The organism is Streptomyces sp. SID10853 (assembly GCF_010548145.1).
Classification (GTDB): Bacteria; Actinomycetota; Actinomycetes; order Streptomycetales; family Streptomycetaceae; genus Streptomyces.
This window is the reverse complement of record NZ_JAAGLN010000128.1, coordinates 1-19,798: the sequence shown is the minus strand read 5'-3', so window position 1 is coordinate 19,798 and position 19,798 is coordinate 1. Positions and strand designations below refer to the sequence as shown.

General features: G+C 69.7%; 14 protein-coding genes, 1 tRNA gene and 1 pseudogene. 10 read left to right on the top strand and 6 right to left on the bottom strand.

Annotated features, from left to right (window positions below):
- Positions 1-268 precede the first annotated feature (268 nt).
- A complete protein-coding gene (gene tatA, locus G3I19_RS22535) occupies positions 269-541 on the bottom strand; it encodes a Sec-independent protein translocase subunit TatA (protein WP_164265498.1) in 273 nt (90 codons plus the stop codon).
- A gap of 374 nt (positions 542-915) precedes the next feature.
- Here tatA and G3I19_RS22530 point away from each other — a divergent pair, with 374 nt between their 5' ends.
- A complete protein-coding gene (locus G3I19_RS22530; RefSeq protein WP_239074677.1) occupies positions 916-2,388 on the top strand; it encodes an LCP family protein in 1,473 nt (490 codons plus the stop codon).
- Positions 2,389-2,475: 87 nt separating this feature from the next.
- Here G3I19_RS22530 and mgtA read toward each other — a convergent pair whose 3' ends face one another.
- Positions 2,476-5,184, bottom strand: a complete 2,709-nt coding sequence (gene mgtA, locus G3I19_RS22525) for a magnesium-translocating P-type ATPase (protein WP_164265494.1) — start codon at positions 5,182-5,184, stop codon at positions 2,476-2,478.
- The gene (locus G3I19_RS22520) at positions 5,168-5,527 is read right to left on the bottom strand and encodes a metalloregulator ArsR/SmtB family transcription factor (protein ID WP_343235173.1); all 360 of its coding nucleotides are present in this window, start codon (positions 5,525-5,527) and stop codon (positions 5,168-5,170) included. The genes mgtA and G3I19_RS22520 overlap by 17 nt, the downstream gene beginning before the upstream one ends.
- A gap of 170 nt (positions 5,528-5,697) precedes the next feature.
- Between G3I19_RS22520 and G3I19_RS22515 the strand changes: the two genes are divergently transcribed.
- Together G3I19_RS22515 and G3I19_RS22510 are read left to right on the top strand one after the other, a co-directional pair.
- A complete protein-coding gene (locus G3I19_RS22515; RefSeq protein WP_164265493.1) occupies positions 5,698-6,309 on the top strand; it encodes a TetR/AcrR family transcriptional regulator in 612 nt (203 codons plus the stop codon).
- Between the two features lie 10 nt (positions 6,310-6,319).
- Entirely contained in the window at positions 6,320-8,677 is a 2,358-nt protein-coding gene (locus tag G3I19_RS22510) for an MFS transporter (protein WP_164265492.1), read from the top strand.
- A gap of 168 nt (positions 8,678-8,845) precedes the next feature.
- On the opposite strand, the gene G3I19_RS22505 is transcribed toward G3I19_RS22510, so the two are convergent.
- Positions 8,846-8,931 (bottom strand) — tRNA-Leu (locus G3I19_RS22505).
- A gap of 325 nt (positions 8,932-9,256) precedes the next feature.
- On the opposite strand from G3I19_RS22505, the gene G3I19_RS22500 reads away from it, so the two are divergent.
- The 6 genes from G3I19_RS22500 to pknB all read left to right on the top strand — a co-directional run bounded on the left by G3I19_RS22500 (position 9,257) and on the right by pknB (position 17,334).
- Positions 9,257-10,084: a DUF3662 and FHA domain-containing protein gene (locus G3I19_RS22500; RefSeq protein WP_164265491.1), complete on the top strand. Its 828-nt coding sequence runs from the start codon at positions 9,257-9,259 to the stop codon at positions 10,082-10,084.
- A gap of 10 nt (positions 10,085-10,094) precedes the next feature.
- Positions 10,095-10,613: an FHA domain-containing protein gene (locus G3I19_RS22495; protein ID WP_164265490.1), complete on the top strand. Its 519-nt coding sequence runs from the start codon at positions 10,095-10,097 to the stop codon at positions 10,611-10,613.
- 130 nt (positions 10,614-10,743) lie between these two features.
- Positions 10,744-12,255, top strand: coding sequence for a Stp1/IreP family PP2C-type Ser/Thr phosphatase (locus tag G3I19_RS22490; protein ID WP_164265489.1), 1,512 nt, complete (start codon positions 10,744-10,746; stop codon positions 12,253-12,255).
- Between the two features lie 24 nt (positions 12,256-12,279).
- Positions 12,280-13,689 carry an FtsW/RodA/SpoVE family cell cycle protein gene (locus G3I19_RS22485; RefSeq protein ID WP_164265488.1) on the top strand — a complete coding sequence of 470 codons (1,410 nt, stop codon included), beginning with the start codon at positions 12,280-12,282 and terminating at the stop codon, positions 13,687-13,689.
- Positions 13,686-15,149, top strand: coding sequence for a penicillin-binding protein 2 (locus G3I19_RS22480; RefSeq protein WP_164265487.1), 1,464 nt, complete (start codon positions 13,686-13,688; stop codon positions 15,147-15,149). Before G3I19_RS22485 ends, G3I19_RS22480 begins: the two co-directional genes overlap by 4 nt.
- A 163-nt stretch (positions 15,150-15,312) precedes the next feature.
- A complete protein-coding gene (pknB, locus tag G3I19_RS22475; RefSeq protein ID WP_164265486.1) occupies positions 15,313-17,334 on the top strand; it encodes a Stk1 family PASTA domain-containing Ser/Thr kinase in 2,022 nt (673 codons plus the stop codon).
- Between the two features lie 103 nt (positions 17,335-17,437).
- Here the strand turns inward: pknB and G3I19_RS22470 are convergent, their stop codons facing one another.
- Together G3I19_RS22470 and G3I19_RS22465 are read right to left on the bottom strand one after the other, a co-directional pair.
- Positions 17,438-18,169, bottom strand: coding sequence for a class E sortase (locus G3I19_RS22470; RefSeq protein WP_164265485.1), 732 nt, complete (start codon positions 18,167-18,169; stop codon positions 17,438-17,440).
- 28 nt (positions 18,170-18,197) lie between these two features.
- Positions 18,198-19,508, bottom strand: coding sequence for a class E sortase (locus G3I19_RS22465; RefSeq protein WP_343235172.1), 1,311 nt, complete (start codon positions 19,506-19,508; stop codon positions 18,198-18,200).
- A 32-nt stretch (positions 19,509-19,540) separates the two neighbouring features.
- Here G3I19_RS22465 and G3I19_RS22460 point away from each other — a divergent pair.
- Positions 19,541-19,798: pseudogene (locus G3I19_RS22460) on the top strand (ABC transporter substrate-binding protein); the annotation flags it as partial.

The window sequence follows — 19,798 nt, the reverse complement described above, 5'->3', positions numbered from 1 at the left end:
CCGCCCGCCGTCAATGGCCGGCCGCCCGCCCTGACGGCGGCCGGGGCCGCCACTCTGATCGCGGCCGCGGGGACCGCGGCGTCGACCCTGTCGGCCCTGAATGCGGCCTGCGCGCTGTTCCTCGTACTGGAAGCGGCGACACCGCTGTAGCCGCGGACACCACCGCCGCCACACCACCGCCCGGCCAGCACCGCCGGTACCGCACTGCCCGGCACAGCCCTGCCCGGACACCGCTGCCCGGCCAGCACCGCCGGCTCCACGCCAGTGACTACGACTGACCCGCCCGGGGTGCCTGAGGCGCCGGGACTCCCGGGGAAACCGGAGACGCCGTGGACGCGGAGGACGCGGAGGGCGCCGGAGAAGCCGAGGACGCCGGCGGGACAGCCCCGTCGTCCTTCATCGCCTTCGCCTCGCTCTTGAGAATGCGCATCGATTTGCCCAGCGCACGGGCGGTGTCGGGCAGCTTCTTCGATCCGAACATCACCATGACCACGATCACCACGATGAGCAGGTGCCAGGGCTCAAGAACGTTGCGGAGCATCTCCACCCCACCCTTCTTCTCGTCGGTCCGGCGGTCAGTACCGCCGGAAACCTCTCCAGAAAAGCTTGCTACATTGCGCAACTGTACAACCATGGGGTGGGGCCGTTCGTCCCCTCTTGTACGGACGGACGGATGAGAGCGCGCAGATGAAAACGAGCGATCGGACGACACGCGGCAACGAGCGGATCCCCCGGCCCGCGACCCGGGGGAGGAAGAACAGCGACAGGAGCAACACCCGGGGCCACCCAGGCCACGGAACGGAACACGGCACACCACCCCACCGCCGCCGGCAGGGCACCCACGCCACGGACCGCGGGCCCGCACGCCGCAAGCGCCAGAAACGCGGCCGCGCCCGCCTCCTGCTCGCCATAGCCATGGCGCTGCTGGTGCTGGCCACCGCGGGCGCCGGATGGGTCTACCTCCGGCTGAACGGAAACATCAACTCCTTCAGCTCGGACGGAATCTCGGCGGACCGCCCCGCGGCCGCCACCAAGGGCCAGAACGTGCTCGTGATCGGCTCGGACGCGCGTACCGGCGGCAACAGTGCGCTGGGCGGCGGCGACAAGAACGACGTGGGCCGCTCCGACACGGCGTTCGTCCTGCACATCTACGCCGACCACAAACACGCGATCGCCGTCTCCATCCCCCGCGACACCCTCGTCACCATCCCGTCCTGCAAGCTGCCCGACGGCAGCTGGACCAAGCCGCAGCCCCACACGATGTTCAACGCGGCCTACTCCGTCGGACAGACCGCCAAGGGCAACCCCGCCTGCACCCAGAACACGGTGGAGAAGCTCACCGGTATGCGCATCGACCACACCGTCGTCGTCGACTTCGAGGGCTTCTCCAAACTGACCGGCGTCGTCGGCGGCGTCCAGGTGTGTCTGCCGCAGAACATCTACCAGCGCGACCTCGACCCCAACCGCACCACCCGCGGCAAGCTCCTCTTCGCCAAGGGCGAGCAGAGCGTGTCCGGGCAGAAGGCACTCGACTACGTACGCATCAGGCACGGGATCGGTGACGGCTCCGACATCGGACGGATCAAACGCCAGCAGGCGTTCGTCTCCTCCTTGATCAAGAAGGTGAAGGACGACGGGTTCACCCCCACCAGACTGCTGCCGCTCGCCGACGCCGCCACCCACTCGCTCACCGTCGATCCGGGGCTGTCGTCCGCCGACAAGCTGCTCTCCTTCGTGATGTCACTGAAGAACATCGATCTGCACAACACCAAGTTCGTCACCATCCCCTGGCGTTACCAGGGTGCGCGCGTCGCCATAGTCGAACCGGCCGCGAGCGCCCTCTGGTCCGATCTGCGCGCCGACCGGACGATCGACGGCAAGGACGCCAGCGGCAAGGACCACAAGAACAGCAGGACCCCGTCCCCCGGCGCCTCGTCCAGCCCCTCGTCCTCCTCGTCGGAGCCGGCCACCACAGGACCCGTGTCCGGTGCCGGGATCGCCGTCGGCGTCCAGAACGGCACCACGGTCACGGGCCTCGCGGCCCAAGCGGCCCGGACCCTCGGGGACCACGGTTTCACCGTGACCGGGACGGCGACGGCCCCCGCCCAGAACCACACCTCCACCGTCATCACCTACGGACCCGGCCGGCGTACCGGCGCCGAGACCGTGGCGCGGCTCTTCGCGGGGGCGACCCTCCAGGAGGCCGCAGCCCCCGGCATCACCGTGACGCTGGGCCAGGTCTACGCCGACAACCCATCGGCGGCAGCGGACAGCACCCCGTCGCCGGGGTCGTCATCCGACGCGTCGCCCTCCTCGCTCCCCTCATCGGTGGCGTCGGGCGCCCGCTCCGGTGACGAAGGTCCGTGCAGCAACGTGTCCTACGGCTGAGCCGTGCTGAGCCGTACTGAGCCGTACCGCTACGTCCTACGGCTGAGGCCGCCCCGGGCTGTACGGAGTGACCGCCGCCGGAAGCGGTCAGCTCTCCTGCGCCCGGAGGCTGTCGCACCGCTGCCCGTCACACCGCTGCCCGTCGCGCGGGCGCCCGTGGCACCGGCGCCTGTCGTACCGCCGCCTGGCCGCCGCGAGCCCCACCGCGTACAGACCGAGCACCACCAGGAGCAGCGGATAGTAGAGGCCGGGCAGCGGCGCCATGCCCAGCGGCGGCCCCAGCGGCGAGAGCGGGAGCAGCAGTCCGACGGCGGCGAGAGCGGCCGCCGCCCAGCGGACCGGGCTCGTCCCGTCCCCCCGGCGCAGCAGAAGCATCACCAGCGCCTGCGTCAGCAGGTTCTCCACGAACCAGCCGGAGTGGAACACCGTCTCGCTGTCGGGGCCCCCCGGGCCGTGCACGGCGAGCGCCAGCACCCCGAACGTCGCGAGGTCGGCGACCGCGTTGAGCGCACCGAAACCGGTGATGAACCGGAGGAAGTCGCGCGACCGCAGGGTTGCGGGCCGGCTCAGCACACCGGGGGCCGGCCGGTCGTAGGCGAACGCGAGCTGCGCCCCGTCGAAGCAGAGGTTCTGCACCAGCACCTGGGCCGGAAGCATCGGCAGGAAGGGCAGCAGCAGCCCGGCGGCGAGCATCGCGATGACATTGCCGAGGTTGGACGAGAGCGTGATGCGCAGATACGTCGCGATGTTGCCGCTGCTGTGGCGTCCGGCCCGCAGCGCGTGTTCGACGGCCGAGAGGTCCTTCGCGTGCTCGGCGAGCACCACGTCCGCGCCCTCCCGCGCCACGTCGACCGCGTCGCGCGGGCAGATCCCGACGTCCGCCGCGTACAGGGCGGGCAGGTCGTTGACCCCGTCGCCGAGGAATCCGCAGACCCGGCCGTCGGCCCGGAGCGCGCGGACGATCCGGGCCTTGTGCTCGGGGGTGCAGCGGGCGAAGACGGCCGTTTCGCGTGCCGCCGAGGCCAGTTGGCCGTCCGTGAGGGCGTCCACGTCGCCGGCGGTGAGCACGGTGCCGGGGTCGAGCCCCAGCTCCTGGCAGGCACGGGCGGCGGTACCGGGGTGGTCGCCCGTGACGACCTTCACGGTCACCCCCATCGCGGCGAGCGCGGGCAGCGCGTCCGCGGCGCTCGGCACCAGCGCGTCGCGCAGGGTCACGAAGCCGCGGAAGCTGAGGCCGCGCTCGTCGGCGGTGGTGTACGCCCGCTTGCGCGCCGGGCGCTCGGCGGTCGCGACGGCCAGCAGCCTGGTCCCGCCGCGTACGTGCTCCCCGGCCGCCGCGAGCAGCCGCTCCCGCTCCGCGCCGTCGAGGGCGCAGCGCTCCAGCACGTTCTCGACGGCCCCCTTCACCACGAGGGTGTCGACGCCCAGCCGCCCGGGGCCCCGTACGACGGCGGTCGCCATGCGCCGCACCGGGTCGAAGGGCAGCGCGGCGATCCCCTCGTACGGCAGGAACTCCTCGCCGTCCGACGCGCCGAGCAGCGCCTCGTCGAGCGGGTCGGGGGCGGGCAGATCGGCCAGCTGGAGGGTCCACCAGGCGTTGACCGCGGCCCAGTGCAGCACATCGCGGTCGTCCGCGCCGTCCGCGCCCAGCGCCCGGTCGACCACGGGCAGGTCCTGGGTGAGTGTCCCCGTCTTGTCCAGGCAGAGCACATCCACCGCGCCCAGATCGTGCAGCGCCGGCAGCCGTTTGACGATCACCCCGTGGTGACGGGCGAGCAGAGAGGCGCCGCGCGCCAGACAGCTGGTGACGATCACCGGGAGCATCTCGGGCGTCAGGCCGACCGCCACCGCGACGGCGAACGGCAGCGTCTCAAGACCCCGCCCTCGCAGCGCGGCGTTCGCCATCAGCACCAGCGGCGGGGTGAGCAGCATGAACCGGATGAGGATCCACGAAATACCGTGCACCGACCGGTCGAAGGCGCTCGGCCCACGTGGTCCTGCCGCCCCGTGCCCGGCGGCGAACCGCGTCAGCGCCCCGGTCGCCACCACGACGGCGCTGCCGCTGCCGGAGGCCACACTGCTGCCCTGGAAACAGAGATGCGCGCGGTCGAATCCGGTGTCGCCTGACGCCGGTACGGGAACGTCTGCTGCCGACTTGGCGACCGCGGCCGACTCCCCGGTGAGCACCGCCTGGTTGACGCTCAGCCCGACGGCCCGCAGCAGCCGTACGTCGGCCGGCACCAGATCGCCCGGCCCGAGCCGGACCACATCGCCGGGCACCAGCTGGTCGACCGGGACCTCCCGGGTCACCGGAACCGCGTCGTCCGCCGGCCGTCGCAGCACCGTCGCCGTACTGGCCACCAGCTCGCGCAGCGCGCCCATCGAGCGGTCGGCGCGGTGCTCGCCCACGGAGCGCAGCACACAGCTCACCACCACGAGCGCGATGATCACCGAGGCGGTGCCCCACGCCGCGACGAGCGACGAGACCACCCCGAGGCAGAGCAGCACGGCGGTGAAGGGGTCCCGGACGCTGCGCAGGAACCGTACGAGCCAGGGGACGGGCCGCCGTGCGGGCAACGTGTTCTCGCCGAACTGCCGCAGCCGTGCGTCGGCCACCGCGTCCGTCAGCCCGCGCGGACCGCTGTCCAGGGCGCGCAGCACCTGGAGCGAGGTCAGCTCACCCAGGTCCGGTGCGGCACCGCCTGCCGGATGAGCGTCGTCCGCCGCCCGTACGGCCCGTACGGAGACCCTGGGACCGGGCTCCGGGGCCGCGGCGGCCTCAGGTGCCTGTCCCACGGAGGTGGCCCGCGGAAGACCCGCCGCCGGCACGGTCGGCCAGCTGGCCGACCACCAGCCGTACGACGGTCACGACATCGGGATCGTCGACGAAATACACCTGCCGCCGCCCCTCCCGCCGGGAACGCACCAGGCCGGCCAGTTTGAGTTTCGTCAGATGCTGGCTCACCGCGGGGAGCGCGCCGCCCACCCGCTCGGCCAGGCCGCTCACATCGCTCTCGCCCTGCGCCAGCGCCCATACGATGTGCAGCCGGGCCGACGAGGCGAGCAGACCGAACGCGGCGGCCGCTTCGGCGAGCACCTCCGCGGAGGGATCCGGGAATCTCTCGACGCCTGCCGCCACTTCGCCTTCCCCCCACCGCTGGACCATCCGCCGGGCCATCTGCCGGACCGCACCATTCTAGGGTCCTTCGTTCGGGTCGGGCCGGGCTCGTGGCAGCGTGGCCCATTTGCGTTCGGATGTCGGGCCGCCTAGCTTATCGGTACGAAACTGTTTCGTTTTACTGGAGTGTCATGCCTCAGCCCGAGTCCCGAAGAACCCGGCTGTCGCCCGAGCGGGAGGCGGAGATCTTCACCGCCACCCTGGACCTGATCCGCGAGGTCGGTTACGAAGCCGCCCGCCTCGACACCGTGGCGCAGCGCTCCCATTGCAGCAAGGCCACGCTGTACCGGCGCTGGCAGGGCAAGCCCCGGCTGGCGTCCGAGGCGCTGCGGCACGGTAAGCCGTTCACCCTGTCCGGCATCGACACCGGCTCCCTGCGGGGAGACCTGTACGAGATGACCTCCCGCATCGGGAGAGCCAGGAAGGACCATGCCCTGATGCGCGGCATCGCCCTGGCCGTCCGGCAGGACTCCGCACTCGCGGAAGCGATGCACGAGACGCTGGTGCGGCCCGACCTGGAGGCCGCCCGCGGCATCGTGGACCGCGCCATCGCCCGCGGAGAGGTCGATCCGGCCAATCCGGCCCTCGACTTCTTCCCCCACCTCATCCAGGGCGCGGGCTTCGCCCGGCTGGTCTTCGAACAGCGCGAGCCCGACGCCGACTACCTGCGCCGCTACGTCGACGCCGTCGCCCTCCCCGTGTTGCTCCGGGGGACCGACGGCAGCGCCACAGATACCACCTGAGGAGTACATGATGAGTTCCGCACCCGCCGACGCGGCTGTCGGCACCATATCGCCGCCCGCCGCGCCACCGGCCCCCTCGGCATCGCCGCCCCCGGCGCACCGCTGGTGGGCCCTCGTGGTCATCGGCCTCGCCCAGCTGATGGTCGTGCTGGACGCCACCATCGTGAACATCGCACTGCCATCGGCCCAGCAGGACCTGGGCTTCTCCAACGACGACCGGCAGTGGGTCGTCACCGCCTACTCGCTGGCCTTCGGCAGTCTGCTGCTGCTCGGCGGCAGGCTGGCCGACCTCTTCGGCCGCAAGACCACCCTGCTCATCGGGCTGATCGGTTTCGCCGCCTCCTCCGCACTGGCCGGAGCCGCGGGCGGATTCACGCTGCTGGTCGTGGGGCGTGCACTCCAGGGCGCGTTCGGCGCGATGCTCGCGCCGTCGGCGCTCTCCCTGCTGACGACGACCTTCACCGATCCGAAGGAACGCGGCCGTGCCTTCGGGGTGTTCGGGGCGATCGCCGGTTCCGGCGGCGCGGTGGGACTGCTGCTCGGCGGGGTGCTCACCGAGCACCTGAACTGGCGCTGGACGCTGTACGTCAACCTCGTCATCGCCGTACTCGCGGTGGCCGGGGCGCTGCTGTTCATCCGCAGGCCCGCGCCCGCCCAGCGCCCCAAGCTCGACCTGCTGGGCACCCTGCTGGTCTCCAGCGGGCTCTTCTGCATCGTCTTCGGGTTCTCCAACGCGGAGACGTACACCTGGAGCGACCCGATGTGCTGGGGCTTCCTCGCGGGCGGTGTCGTGCTGCTGCTGGCCTTCATCGGCTGGCAGACCAGGGCCGCGCACCCCTTGCTGCCGCTGCGGGTCTTCGCCGACCGCAACCGCAGCGCCTCGTACCTGATGGTGTTCGCCACCGGCGCCGGAATGTTCGGGATCTTCCTCTTCCTGACCTACTACCTCCAGCAGATCCTCGGCTACACACCGGTGAAGACCGGGCTCGCCTTCCTGCCGATGATCCTCATGCTGATGCTGCTGGCACAGCTCTCCATCAACCTGCTCATGCCGAAAATCGGCCCCAAGGTCATGGTGCCCATCGGCACCCTGTTCGCCGCGGGCGGCCTGGCCTGGCTGACCAGGATCGACCTGTCCAGCAGCTACAGCGCGGACATCCTGCCGCCGCTGCTGCTGATCGGCGCCGGCATCGGCATGGTGATGCCCCCGGCCATGTCGCTGGCGACCCTCGGCGTCGCACCCGCCGACCAGGGCGTCGCGTCCGCGACGGTCAACACCATGCAGCAGGTGGGCGGTTCCATCGGCACCGCGCTGTTCTCCACCATGGCGACCACCGCGGCCGGCGACTACGTGAAGGACCACGGCACCTCCAAGCCGGCTCTCGCCCAGGCCGCCGTGCACAGCTACGCCATCGTCTACTGGTGGGCGGCCGGGCTGTTCGCGATCGGCTTCCTGATCGCGGTCTTCCTTTACCGCAAGGGCCGTCCACTGGCAGCGGCGCCGGCGCCGGAACCGGCCGCCGCGCACACCCCCGGGGCGCCCGACGACCTCACCACGGCGGCCCCGCAGGAGCAGCCGGCCGCGGAACTCCCGGCCGCAGGACCGGCCGCCGCACCGCTGCAGACCGGCGTACGCGGACGGGTGCTGGGTGATTTCGACGCCCCGGTGGCATCGGCGGTGACCCTCATCGACCAGGCCGGCCGCCAGGTCGCCCGCGCGGTGCCCGGCCCGGACGGCTCGTACGCGCTGTCCGCCCCGTACGGCAGGTACGTCCTGGTCGCTTCGGCACCCGACCGCAAGCCCGAGATCAGCGAACTCGTCCTGGGCACCGAGCCCGTCGAGCACAACGTCCGGCTCGCCGGCACCGGCGGACTCTTCGGCACCGTCAGCGGAACGGCCGGGCCCATCGAAGGCGCGCTGCTCGTCGTGACCGACGCGGAAGGCAGCGTGGTCGACTCGGCCATGTCGGCCGCGGACGGCGGCTACCGGCTGCCCGCGCTGCCGCCGGCCGCGTACACCTTCACCGCAGGAGCCGAGGGCCACCAGCCCTACGCCGCCCTGGTCACGGTGACGGGCTCCGCACCCACCCGCCACGACGCCGCCCTCACGGCGGCGGCGACGGTCCGGGGCACGGTCAAGGGGCCGCAGGGCGAGCCGGTGGACGACGCCCTGGTCACCCTGCTCGACACGGCGGGCAACGTCGTCGCCCGGCACACCACGGGCCCGGACGGCGTCTACACCTTCACGGGTCTCACCGGCCTCGACTACACGCTGATCGCCGCGGGCTACCCTCCCGCTGCGTCACAGATCACAGTCCCGTCGGACGCCGGGAACGGCTTCGACGTGCTGCTGGGGCACTCGGACTGAACCGGCATGGGCGGCCGCACCAACACCGTGCGGCCGCTCAGGACCGGGACATGAGAGCCCCGGGACATGAGTCACCCGGGGCACCCAGAAACGGAAGAAGGGCCCGCATCATCGAAATGATGCGGGCCCTTCTCCGTGATACTGAACACCTTCACCGGTGTCCGATGATGGTGCGCGAGGGGGGATTTGAACCCCCACGTCCCTAAGGACACTGGCACCTGAAGCCAGCGCGTCTGCCGTTCCGCCACTCGCGCAAGTGGTGTTTCCGAGGCTCTCTCACTGGTTTGTGCGAGCGCCTGGCGACATCCGAAGATTAGCACGCTGGACAGGGTGGATTCACATCCGTTCTCCGGCGGGCGACCGGCGGGAACGACCGGCGCCCGTCCGGAACCGGGACCTCGTCCCCCCACTCCTCCTCAGTGCGCGCCGAGTGCGGGACACTGTTCAGGAGCCACCTCTACGATCCGTGTGAGAGGTGACACTTATCCACAGGGGGAACAAGGGGAACCAGCCGATTTCCCCGTGCGTGGATACGATCAGTAAGCAGTACCAGGACGCCAACGTCGGAGGAGGTGCCTCATGGGAGTCATGAAGAAGTTCGAGCAGCGTCTCGAAGGTCTGGTCAACGGCACCTTCGCGAAGGTGTTCAAGTCCGAGGTCCAGCCCGTCGAGATCGCCGGCGCGCTCCAGCGCGAGTGCGACAACAACGCGACGATCTGGAACCGCGAGCGGACGGTCGTCCCCAACGACTTCATCGTCGAACTGAGCACACCGGACTACGAGCGCCTCAGCCCGTACTCGGGACAGCTCGGCGACGAACTCTCCGGACTGGTGCGGGACTACGCGAAGCAGCAGCGGTACGCCTTCATGGGCCCGATCAAGGTCCATCTGGAGAAGGCGGAGGATCTGGACACCGGGCTCTACCGCGTCCGCAGCCGCACCCTCGCGTCGAGCACCAGCCAGCAGGGCGCCGACCGCGGCCCCGCCGCGCCTCCGGCCCCCCAGCGGAACGCCGGCTACGGCTACCCGCCGGCCGCGGCTCCGCCCATGCCCAGCGCACCTCCGCCCGGAGGCAGCCGCCCGGCAGCCGGCCGGGCGCCCGCCCCGGGACCCATGCCGAGCACCCAGACGCGGCGCTGGATCGAGGTCAACGGCACCCGCCACCAGATCTCGCGCGCCACCCTGGTGCTCGGCCGCAGCACCGAAGCCGACGTGCGTATCGACGACCCCGGCGTATCCCGCCGGCACTGTGAGATCCGCGCCGGTTCCCCCTCGACGATCCAGGATCTCGGTTCCACCAACGGCATCGTGGTAGACGGACAGCACACCACCCGCGCTACGCTCCGCGACGGCTCGCGGATCGTCGTGGGCAATTCCACCATCGTTTACCGGCAAGCCGAAGGGTGAAGCGGGGGCAATGTCAGAGCTGACCCTGACGGTCATGCGGCTAGGTTTCCTAGCTGTTCTGTGGCTGTTCGTGATCGTGGCCGTCCAGGTCATCCGCAGCGATCTGTTCGGAACGCGCGTCACGCAGCGCGGCTCACGCCGCAACGCGGACTCCCGTCCTCCGCAGACCGCGCGGCAGGCCGCCGCGCCGCCGCAACAGCGTCAGCAGCCGGCGGCCGGCCGCCAGCGCCGGGGCGCACCGAGCAAACTCGTCGTGTCCGAGGGGAGCCTCACGGGCACCACGGTCGCCCTCCAGGGCCAGACCGTCACCCTCGGCCGGGCACATGACTCAACAATCGTGCTGGACGACGACTACGCGTCGAGCAGGCATGCCAGGATCTACCCCGACCGGGACGGCCAGTGGATCGTCGAGGATCTCGGGTCCACCAACGGCACGTATCTCGACCGGACCCGGCTGACCACCCCGACACCGATCCCGCTGGGCGCACCGATCCGCATCGGCAAGACCGTCATCGAGCTGCGGAAGTAGTCACGACAATGAGCGAGCGGAGCGAGCGAGCCGCAGCGGTTCCGGCAACGGGCCGGGGCGCGCTCCCGACCGGAGGGTGGGCAGTGTGGCTCGAGACCGGTTGTACCCGGAGCCGACAGGCGAGGTGCGCATGAGTCTGTCCCTGCGCTTCGCCGCCGGATCGCACAAGGGCATGATCCGCGAGGGGAACGAGGACTCCGGTTACGCCGGACCCCGGCTCCTCGCCATCGCCGACGGAATGGGCGGCCAGGCCGCCGGCGAGGTCGCCAGCTCCGAGGTCATCTCCACGCTCGTCACTCTCGACGACGACGTCCCCGGTTCCGACATCCTGACCTCGCTCGGCACGGCCGTACAGCGGGCCAACGACCAGCTCCGCATGATGGTCGAGGAGGACCCCCAGCTCGAAGGCATGGGCACCACGCTCACCGCCCTCCTCTGGACCGGTCAGCGCCTCGGCCTCGTGCATGTCGGCGACTCCCGCGCCTATCTGCTGCGGGACGGTGTCCTGACGCAGATCACCCAGGACCACACCTGGGTGCAGCGCCTCGTCGACGAGGGCCGTATCACCGAGGAAGAGGCCACCACCCACCCGCAGCGCTCCTTGCTGATGCGCGCGCTGGGCAGTGGCGAGCACGTCGAGCCCGACCTCTCCATCCGGGAGGTGCGGGCCGGCGACCGCTACATGATCTGTTCCGACGGGCTCTCCGGCGTCGTCTCGCACCAGACGATGGAAGAGACACTCGCCAGCTACCAGGGCCCGCAGGAGACGATCCAGGAGCTGATCCAGCTCGCCCTGCGCGGCGGTGGCCCTGACAACATCACCTGCATCGTGGCCGACGTCCTCGACGTCGACTCCAACGACACCCTGGCCGCACAGCTCAACGACACCCCGGTGGTCGTGGGCGCGGTCGCCGAGAACCAGGCGGCGCAGCACGACGGCGGGGCCATGCAGACCCCGGCGGGCCGGGCCTCCGGCCGGGGCCGCCAGGTGCCGCCGCCCGCGCCCGGCGGCTTCGGCCCGCCCGGAAGCGGCGACGGATACGGCGCGGCACCCGACGGAGCGTTCGACGCGTACAGCGACGAGGACTTCATCAAGCCGTCCGGCGGCCGCAGGTGGATCAAGCGGTCGCTCTTCGTCGTGCTCGCCCTCGCCGTCATCGCCGGCGGGCTCTACGGCGGGTACCGCTGGACCCAGACCCAGTACTACGTCGGGTCCAACAACCAGAACGTCGCGCTGTACCAGGGCATCAGCCAGGACCTCGCCTGGGTCTCGCTCTCGAAGGTCGAGACCGACCACCCCGAGATCGAACTCAAGTACCTCCCGCCGTACCAGCGCAAGCAGGTCGACGCGACGATCACCGAAGGCAGCCTCACCGAGGCCAAGCGCAAGATCAGTGAACTGGCCGAGCAGGCCGGTGTCTGCAAGAAGGACGCCGAGCGCCGCAAGGTCGAGGACGAGAACAAGCAGAAGCCGGACACGGGCAAGACCACCGGCAGTGCGAGCACGCTCTCCTCCTCCAGCAGTGGGACCACCACCAGGACCGGGACCACCACCAAGCCCAAGTCCAGCGCCACACCCACGCCCGGCCCCAGCCTCTCGGAGGATGAGCAGAAGCTGGTCCCGCTGTGCGGTAAGCAGTAGAGCCGTAGGGGGCCTTTCACCACCATGAGCGTTGTCACCAACACGACCACCATCGGCGCGATCGAAGCACCGAGCCGTCGCAACACCGAGCTCCTGATGCTCGTATTCGCCGTCGCCATCTCGGTGTTCGCGTACGCCAATGTGGGCCTCGCGATCAACAGTTCGCTGCCGTCGGGCATCCTCGGCTACGGAACGGGCCTCACGCTGCTCGCGGCGGTCGGCCACATCGTGGTGCGCAAGTTCGCGCCGTACGCCGATCCGCTGCTGCTGCCGCTGGCCACCTTGCTGAACGGCATCGGGCTGGCTCTCATCTGGCGGCTGGACCAGTCACCCCGGCTGATCCAGCGGGCCAAGCTGGCGTTCGGCGGCTTCAGCCCCGACGCACCCAAGCAGCTGCTGTACTCGGCGCTGGGTGTCGCCCTGTTCGTCGCGGTCCTCGTCTTCCTCAAGGACCACCGCATTCTGCAGCGCTACACCTACATCTCCATGGTGGTGGCGCTGGTCCTGCTGATCCTGCCGATGTTCTTCCCCGCGGTGAACGGCGCCAAGATCTGGATCAGCCTCGGCTCCTTCACCATCCAGCCCGGTGAGTTCGCCAAGATCGTCATCGCGATCTTCTTCTCCGGCTACCTCATGGTGAAACGCGACGCCCTGGCCCTGGCCAGCCGCCGGTTCATGGGCCTGTATCTGCCGCGCGGCCGTGACCTCGGGCCGATCCTGGTCATCTGGGCCATGTCGATCCTCATCCTGGTCTTCGAGACGGACCTCGGGACCTCGCTGCTGTTCTTCGGCCTCTTCGTCGTCATGCTGTACGTCGCGACGGAGCGCACCAGCTGGATCGTGTTCGGCCTGATCATGTCCGCCGTCGGCGCGGTCGGCGTGGCCACGTTCGAACCGCATGTCCAGGAGCGCGTGGATGCGTGGCTCGCGCCGTTCTCCAAGGCGACGCTGGCACAGAGCGATCAGGTGGCACAGTCCCTGATGGCCTTCGGATCGGGCGGGACCCTCGGCACCGGGCTCGGTCAGGGCCACTCGGACCTGATCGGCTTCGCGGCGAACTCCGACTTCATCTTCGCCACCGTCGGCGAAGAGCTCGGTCTGGCCGGAATGATGGCCGTCCTGCTGCTCTACGGTCTGATCGTCGAGCGCGGCGTCCGGACCGCGCTGGCCGCCCGCGACCCGTTCGGCAAGCTCCTCGCCGTCGGCCTCTCCAGCGCCTTCGCCATCCAGGTCTTCGTCGTGGCCGGCGGTGTCATGGGTCTCATTCCGCTGACCGGTATGACCATGCCGTTCATCGCCTACGGCGGTTCATCCGTTCTCGCCAACTGGGCCCTGATCGGGATCCTGATCCGGATCAGCGACACCGCGCGCCGCCCGGCTCCGTCCCCCGCCCCGTCCCCCGACGCCGAGATGACCCAGGTGGTCCGACCGTGAACAAGCCACTGCGACGGATCGCGATCTTCTGTGGTCTCCTCATCGTCGCCCTGCTGCTGCGCGACAACTGGATCCAGTACGTGAAGGCCGACAGCCTCAACGCCCGTACCGAGAACCGCCGCATCGAGATCGAGCGCTACGCCCACCAGCGCGGCGACATCATCGTCGACGGCAAGGCCGTCACCGGCTCGACGGAGACCCAGGGCAGCGACTTCAAGTACAAGCGCACCTGGAAGGACGGCCCCATGTGGGCGCCCGTCACCGGGTACGCCTCGCAGGCGTTCGGCGCGACGCAGCTGGAGAACCTCAACGACTCCATCCTGACCGGCAACGACGACCGGCTCTTCTTCGACCGGACGCTCTCCATGTTCACGGGTGAGAAGAAGCAGGGCGGCAACGTCGTCACCACGCTGAACGCCGACGCCCAGAAGGCCGCCTACGAAGGGCTCGGCAAGAAGAAGGGCGCGGTGGCCGCCCTCGACCCGAAGACCGGCGCGATCCTCGCCATGGCCTCGACACCCTCGTACGACCCGTCGACGTTCGCGGGCAACTCCACGACCACGGACTCGAAGAACTACACCAAGCTCAAGGACGACAAGAACGAGCCGCTGCTCAACCGGGCGCTGCGCCAGACGTATCCGCCCGGTTCCGCCTTCAAGGTGGTCACCGCGTCGGCAGCCCTGGAGAACGGCCTGTACGACAGCGTCGACACCCCGACCAGGTCCCCGCTGCCCTGGCGGCTGCCGCTCTCCACCCACGACCTGCCCAACGAGGGCAATCTGCCCTGCAAGAACGCCACACTGGTGAAGGCCCTCGAAGTCTCCTGCAACACGGTGTTCGGCAAGATCGGCGCCGACCTCGGTGACGACAAGATGCGGGCCGAGGCGGAGAAGTTCGGCTTCAACAGCGAGCAGTTCACGCCCACCCGCTCCAACGCCAGTGTCTTCTCCAAGGACATGGACAAGGCACAGACCGCGCTCTCCTCGATCGGCCAGTTCAACACCTCGGCCACCCCGCTGCAGATGGCGATGGTCGCCTCCGCCGTGGCCAACGACGGCACGCTGATGAAGCCGTACATGGTCGACCGTCTCACCGCTCCGAACCTGGACACCGTCGCCAAGACCGATCCGGAGAAGCAGAGCGAGCCCCTGTCCAAGGAGCACGCGCAGATGGTGCAGAAGATGATGGAGGGAGTGGTCGAGAACGGCACCGGCGGGAACGCGAAGATCCCCGGCGTCACCGTCGGCGGCAAGACCGGTACCGCGCAGAACGGTATCAACAACAGCGGTAACCCCTACGCCTGGTTCATCTCGTACGCGAAGACCGCTCAGGGTTCGCCGGTCGCCGTGGCCGTCGTCGTCGAGGACTCGGACGCGTCCCGTCAGGACATCTCCGGTGGCGGTCTCGCCGCTCCGATCGCCAAGGACGTCATGAACGCCGTCATCAACAGCAAGAAGTGACGATCGTGACGGAAGGCACACGGCACCTGCGCGATACCGGTCCGATATCAGCTGACGGTCGTGGGCTGATCATCCATCCGTGGCCGGTAGCGTATCCGCGAACAGCACACCGCCGGACCACCCCAGGGTGCGGTCGGGACATACGGAGAGGGCTGGATTAGCTATGGAAGAGCCGCGTCGCCTCGGCGGCCGGTACGAGCTGGGCTCGGTGCTCGGCCGTGGTGGCATGGCCGAGGTCTACCTCGCGCATGACACCCGGCTCGGCCGCACCGTCGCCGTGAAGACGCTGCGGGCGGACCTCGCCCGCGATCCGTCCTTCCAGGCCCGGTTCCGCCGTGAGGCCCAGTCGGCCGCCTCGCTCAACCACCCCGCGATCGTCGCTGTCTACGACACCGGCGAGGACTATGTGGACAACATCTCCATCCCGTACATCGTGATGGAGTACGTCGACGGGTCCACGCTCAGGGAGCTCCTGCACTCCGGCCGCAAGCTGCTGCCCGAGCGCACCCTGGAGATGACCATCGGGATCCTCCAGGCCCTGGAGTACTCGCACCGCAACGGCATCGTGCACCGTGACATCAAACCGGCCAACGTCATGCTGACGCGCACCGGCCAGGTCAAGGTCATGGACTTCGGCATCGCCCGCGCCATGGGCGACTCCGGGATGACGATGACGCAGACGTCCGCGGTGATCGGCACGGCCCAGTACCTCTCCCCCGAGCAGGCCAAGGGCGAGCAGGTCGACGCCCGCTCGGACCTGTACTCGACGGGCTGTCTGCTGTACGAGCTGCTGACGGTCCGGCCACCGTTCATCGGGGACTCGCCGGTCGCGGTGGCCTATCAGCACGTACGCGAAGAGCCGCAGTCGCCCAGTAACTTCGACCCCGAGATCACGCCCGAGATGGACGCCATCGTCCTCAAGGCCCTGGTCAAGGACCCCGACTACCGCTATCAGTCGGCCGACGAGATGCGCGCCGACATCGAGGCGTGCCTCGACGGGCAGCCGGTCGCCGCGACCGCGGCGATGGGCGCGGCGGGCTACGGCGGTTACGACGCGGAGCAGCCCACCACCGCCATACGGCAACAGGACCAGGCCGACGGCCAGACGTCCATGCTGCCCCCGGTCAACCCGGACGACGGTGGTTACGGCTATGACGACCGCCCGGACCGCAGACGGGGACGGCCACAGAAGAAGTCCAACACGTCGACGATCCTGCTCATCATCGCGGGCGTCCTGGTGCTGGTCGGTGCGATCCTCATCGGGAAGTCGCTGTTCAGCAACAACAGCAGCGACTCCAGCGAGGTCACGGTGCCGCAGCTCGTCGGTGAGTCCCTGGACAGCGCGAAGGGCCTGATCGCCAACTCCAAGCTGAAGCTGACCGTCTCGGACCGGAAGCCGTGCGACAACGCGCCGAAGGGCAACGTCTGCAGCCAGGACCCGAAGTTCGGCGGCGCCAAGCTCAAGCAGGGCGAGACCGTCTCGGTCGTCGTGTCCACCGGCGCCCCCAAGGTCGAGGTGCCCAACGTCAACGGTGAGACCGAGGACCAGGCCACCCAGGACCTGGAGGGTAAGGGTTTCAAGGTGAACCCGCAGCAGGTCGAGTCCGATGCCGACGAGGGCAAGGTCTTCGACCAGTCCCCGAAGGGCAACACCTCGGCCCAGAAGGGCTCCGAGGTCACGATCAAGATCGCGAAGTCGACCAAGATCCCGGTCCCTGACGTCACGGGCCGCACCTTCGAGGACGCGTCCAAGCAGCTGACCGACGCGGGCTTCCAGGTCTCCCGGGCCGCCGACCAGGAGTCGGGGGACCAGCCGGCCGGTTCGGTGCTCAGTCAGGACCCGTCCGGCGGCGAGGCCAAGAAGGGCGCCACGATCACGCTGACGGTCGCCAAGGCCAAGGCGACGCCCACGCCGACGGCGGTCCCCGAGGTCAGGGGCAAGAAGCTGTCCGAGGCGAAGCAGATCCTCAACCAGGCCGGCTTCACCAACGTCCAGGTCGCGGGCGGCAGCAACGGCGACGACAACGCGATCGTCACCGGCGCCGACCCCGGGGTGGGCACCCCGGAGGACGACCCGGGCAGCACCACCGTCACGCTCACCACGCTCGGTGGCGGCGGGAACGGCGGTAACCACGGCGGCGGTAACAACAACGGCGACGGCGGCATCCTCGACGGGTGGAACTAGCCGGCCACAGCGGTACCGCGTACGGCCCGAAGCCCCGGTCCCCAGCCGGACTCCATGAGTCCGGCTGGGGACCGGGGCTTCACCCGTGATACGGATCCGGATGTCAGCGCAGCTCCGGCGGCGGGGTGCGCTTCGCGTCGACCTTCTCGGTGCGCTCCAGCTCGCCCCAGACGATGTACCGGTACCGCGACGTGTAGACCGGGGTGCAGGTCGTCAGTGTGATGTAGCGGCCCGGCTTCTTCTTGCCCGACTCCTTGGGCACCGGCTGGAGCACGTCGACGTTGTACTTCGACGTCTGCCGCAGCTCCTTGAACACCTTGTAGACGTACCAGGTGTCCTTGGTCTCGAAGACGACCGGATCACCTGTCTTCACCTTGTCGATGTTGTGGAACTTCGCGCCGTGCCCGTCGCGGTGCGCGGCCAGCGCGAAGTTGCCCGTGCTTGCGGACGGGAGTCCTGCCTTCACCGGCTTCACGTAGTAACCGGCGACGCCCTCGTTCAGGATGCTGGTGCTGGTGCCCCGCCTGACCAGTACCTCGCCGTTCTTCATCGACGGCACATGGAGGAAGCCGATGCCGTCCTTGGTGTCCAGGGCGCCGGGGCCTGAGCTGCCGTGCGACCAGGTGTCGCGGATCTTGTGTCCCTGCGCGGCGGCGTGCCGGTCGGCCACGACATTCGTCCACCACAGCGAGTAGACGACGAAGAGCCCGAGCACCAGCCCCGCGGTGATGAGCAGTTCACCGAAGACGCTGATGGCGGTCGCGACCGGGCCGCGGCCGCCGCCGCGTGCGCGGGGCGTGGTTGTCTGCTCGTCCTGCTCGGTCGTCGACGCCACCGCACCTGTCCCCTGTATCCGTAACCGTTCAGCCTCCGGTCAGGGCTTCGGGCATCCCCTTGCTCCGTGGCCGTTCATCAACCATCTTGCCCCACACGACCATTCGGTACGTACTGGTGAACTCGGGCGTGCACGTCGTCAGCGTGATGTAGCGGCCCGGCCGGGTGAAGCCGGAGCCCACCGGCACCGGCTGGATCACCGATACGTTCGACGGGGACGTCTGCGCCAGCCGGCTCGTCACCTCGTAGGTGTAGTAGTCGTCCTGCGTCTCGACGACGACCTTGTCGCCGTCCTTGAGCTTGTTGATGTAACGGAACGGCTCACCATGGGTGTTGCGGTGGCCCGCCAGTGCGAAGTTGCCCGTCTTCGCCGACGGCATCGCCGTCTTGAGCTTGCCCTCGCTGTAGTGGCCGACCATTCCGCGGTCGAGCACCTTGGTCTTGCTGACGCCCTCGGCGATCGGCACGACCACGTCCAGCTTGGGGATGTGGATGATCGCGAACCCCTGACCGGGCTCGAAGGCGCCGGGCTTGTTGTCGCCGCCCTTCGCCCAGTTGTCCTGGAGGCTGTGGGCCGTGCCGTTGGCCTCCTGGTGGGCGCGTACGTTCGTCCACCAGAGCTGGTACGTGACGAACAGGAGCATCAGCACCCCGAGGCTGATGAAGATCTCACCGATCGCCCGGCTGGCGATGACCGCGGGGCTGTCCTTGAGCGCGCGCGCCGCGAGCCGCGCCTCCATCCGGGTGCGGGGGATGGCGGGGATGACCGGTTCGGCGGGCGCGGCGCCCCTGCGGCCCCGGCCCTTGGCGGCCTTGCGGCGCTCGGCACGGCCACCGGTCGGTGCGGCGGGGCGGCCCGCGGTGGGGACCCGCAGCCCCACGGTCTCGTCGTCCTGTACGGGGCCGTCCTGTACCGGGCTGTCCTGTACGCGGTTTTCCCGCACGGCAGCGGCCTCCGCAGCCGCGGCTTCGCCCCGTTCGGCGTTGTCCCGTACGGCGTTGTCCCGTACGGCGGTGTCCCGCATGGCTTCCGCCCCGCACCCGTCGTCCGCGCACGCAGGTAAGACAGCCCGCCCCCGTACGGCGTTGTCCCGTACGGCGTTGTCCCGTACGGCGGTGTCCCGCATGGCTTCGCCCCGTACGCCGTCGTCCCGTACAGCAGGGAAGACAGCCGTACTCCCTTCCGGATCCGCGGCCGGGTGGCCCTGCTGCGGGAACGGCTCGGGCCGCATCGCCGGCTCAGGGGGCGTGACCGGCACGGCGGGCGGGGTTATGGGCTCGTAGACCGCCTCCCGGCCGTACCAGTCCTGCGGCGGATCCTGGACGGCCGGCGCCGGCACCGTGCTCGCCGGACGCTCCGCCCGGAAGCGCGGTCTCGAACGGCGCCGCCAGACAGACCACGCTGCACGTCCCCGAAGTGGACTCCATCCGGGCCCAGTTGCCCAAGTCCGTCACCGCGGACGGGAAACTGACCATCGGGCTCGGTAGGCTCCCGGCCGGCTCCGCGCCGCTCGGGTATGTCGGAGACGACCAGAAGACCCGCACCGGATCCGAGCCCGATCTCGGCCGGCTGGTCGCCTCGGTGTTCGGCCTCCGGCCCGATCTGAAGAACTCGACCTGGGAGAACCTG

Excerpts from the sequence above, each read along its gene's own strand:
- pknB (WP_164265486.1), top strand. The coding sequence starts at position 15,313 with ATGGAAGAGCCGCGTCGCCTCGGCGGCCGGTACGAGCTGGGCTCGGTG.
- G3I19_RS22510 (WP_164265492.1), top strand. The coding sequence starts at position 6,320 with ATGAGTTCCGCACCCGCCGACGCGGCTGTCGGCACCATATCGCCGCCC.
- G3I19_RS22490 (WP_164265489.1), top strand. The coding sequence starts at position 10,744 with ATGAGTCTGTCCCTGCGCTTCGCCGCCGGATCGCACAAGGGCATGATC.
- G3I19_RS22530 (WP_239074677.1), top strand. The coding sequence starts at position 916 with ATGGCGCTGCTGGTGCTGGCCACCGCGGGCGCCGGATGGGTCTACCTC.
- G3I19_RS22495 (WP_164265490.1), top strand. The coding sequence starts at position 10,095 with ATGTCAGAGCTGACCCTGACGGTCATGCGGCTAGGTTTCCTAGCTGTT.
- G3I19_RS22500 (WP_164265491.1), top strand. The coding sequence starts at position 9,257 with ATGGGAGTCATGAAGAAGTTCGAGCAGCGTCTCGAAGGTCTGGTCAAC.
- G3I19_RS22515 (WP_164265493.1), top strand. The coding sequence starts at position 5,698 with ATGCCTCAGCCCGAGTCCCGAAGAACCCGGCTGTCGCCCGAGCGGGAG.
- tatA (WP_164265498.1), bottom strand. The coding sequence starts at position 541 with ATGCTCCGCAACGTTCTTGAGCCCTGGCACCTGCTCATCGTGGTGATC.
- G3I19_RS22485 (WP_164265488.1), top strand. The coding sequence starts at position 12,280 with ATGAGCGTTGTCACCAACACGACCACCATCGGCGCGATCGAAGCACCG.